Annotated in this window: 2 protein-coding genes and 1 pseudogene; all 3 read left to right on the top strand. The window is 39.5% G+C overall.

Annotated features, from left to right (window positions below):
- Positions 1-490: 490 nt before the first annotated feature.
- Positions 491-628, top strand: coding sequence for a hypothetical protein (locus Wcon_RS11505; RefSeq protein ID WP_179947519.1), 138 nt, complete (start codon positions 491-493; stop codon positions 626-628).
- A 5-nt stretch (positions 629-633) separates the two neighbouring features.
- A pseudogene (locus Wcon_RS09970) lies at positions 634-983 on the top strand (transposase); the annotation flags it as partial.
- A 166-nt stretch (positions 984-1,149) separates the two neighbouring features.
- Positions 1,150-1,977 (top strand): IS256 family transposase (locus Wcon_RS09965; protein WP_114516781.1); only part of this gene is annotated, 828 nt, incomplete at its 3' end.

The following is a 1,977-nucleotide window of genomic DNA, read 5'->3' as shown; positions in this document are numbered from 1 at the left end:
AATATGGGTGCGCCAAGCAAAGTGCGTAAAGCTTAGTTGGTGAAAATCCAATCCAGGCAAAGCCTAGCCAGCAGCTTGGAACAAACCACTATGCTACGTAAGGTAACGAGCGTAGTAAAGCTAATGGAAAGGACAATACAGGGTGCAACGAAAGTGAAGGTATTGAGTCCCGAAATTGCCAACATCATGGAGATCGACACTTTTCATATAGTGGAAGACAGCATGAAGAATAACGATAAGGCAAGTTATCATTCACTCTATCGGGATCCGAGGCCGTGTCATGTGTTGAGATGGAGTTTACGTAAACTTGGGAGATCCTTTGTATTCCTATTAAGGTACGTTGGAACAAGTCAACAAAGGCGAGGACTGACGGAAGATAGAAAAAGTCGGACTGATTGATAGTACTCAGAGTGTGGGAAACAAGGGGAAGCGGTCAGCAGTGCAGAAACTGGCTTATGGGTTATTATACCAACACAACAGAGGTTGGAATATGATACAAGGAAAAGTAAACCAGATAACAGAAGTTAAAAATGCTGTGAATGCTGCACTGAAGAGCCGTATGCGGGAAATTCGCAAGTACGGTTCTGTTGGGGGGATCATAGCAGTTAAACCTAATAGGAGGATTTAAAAGTTATGATCTCTACCAGACGTCAAAAAATAGCAAATAGAACTAGCGGATTGGTAGATTATAAAGAATTAGAAACCTGTCGTCCATACGAGAGGGAAGACCATTAACACCATTTATAAAAAAGCTGCTGGAAGCGAGTCTGGAAGGTGAAATAGAAAGCCACATGTTAGCTGAAAGCGAAGAAAACAACCGAAGAAATGGGAGAAACGCAAAAACTTTACGCACGAGTGCAGGTTCATTTGAACTGTTAACACCAAGGGACAGAGAAGGAAGTTTTGAATCACAAATAGTCAAAAAAAGACAAACAACAGAGCTTGAAACGAAGATTTTGAGCACATTTGCCAGTGGTATGGGGAACGTTCAAAGAAGCATACGCGTCAAGTTAAGAGAATACGCCCAATATAGCAACCATTTAAGGTTTATTTGTTATATTTATTTTTTAAGAAATCTGGGAATATTACTTTTTTTCGGTTTGACACACTTTTTTGAACTTATATCAATTTAAAAATGGAGGTTTGACAATGAGTCAAAAAGTAGTAAACAGAACTAACGGATTGGTAGATTATAAAGAGTTGGAAACAAATATCCTGTCGTCTATACGAGAAGGAAGACCGTTGACAGGAAAGGAGGGAGCATTAACACCATTTATAAAAAAGCTGCTGGAGGCGAGTCTAGAAGGTGAAATAGAAAACCATTTATTAGCTGAAAGTGAAGAAAATAATCGCAGAAATGGGAGGAATGGAAAGACTTTACGTACAAGTGCAGGTTCATTTGAGCTGTTAACGCCAAGAGATAGAGAAGGAAGTTTTGAGCCGCAAATAGTCAAAAAAAGGCAAACAAGCTTACATCCAGAGCTTGAAACGAAGATTTTGAGCACATTTGCCAGTGGTATGAGCTATAGAGATATAGCGTCACACGTTGAGGAAATTTATGATCACAAAATATCGGTAGCAGAGATATCAAGTATTACCGACAAATTACTGCCTATAATCAATGAATGGCGTAGTCGTCCACTGCAATCAGTATACCCGATAGTATTTATGGATGGGATGTTCTTTAAGGTCAAGGAGGATGGACATTGCGTAAGTAAATGTATGTACAATATATTGGGCATAGACCAAAATGGCAGAAAAGAAGTCCTGGGCTTTTATTTGGCTGAAAGTGAAGGAGCTAACTTTTGGTTGGAAGTGCTAAATAACCTCAAAGAAAGAGGAGTAGAAGATATTCTGATTGCATGTGTAGATGGGCTAAAAAGCTTTCCTGCAGCCATCAACAGTGTATTTCCCAGTGCAGAAGTGCAGCTATGTATAGTACACCAAATAAGAAATTCTCTGAAATATGTATCCAGT

It is taken from the genome of Wolbachia endosymbiont of Cylisticus convexus, from assembly GCF_003344345.1.
The sequence above is the reverse complement of the archived record's forward strand: the minus strand, read 5'-3'. Positions and strand labels throughout refer to the sequence as shown.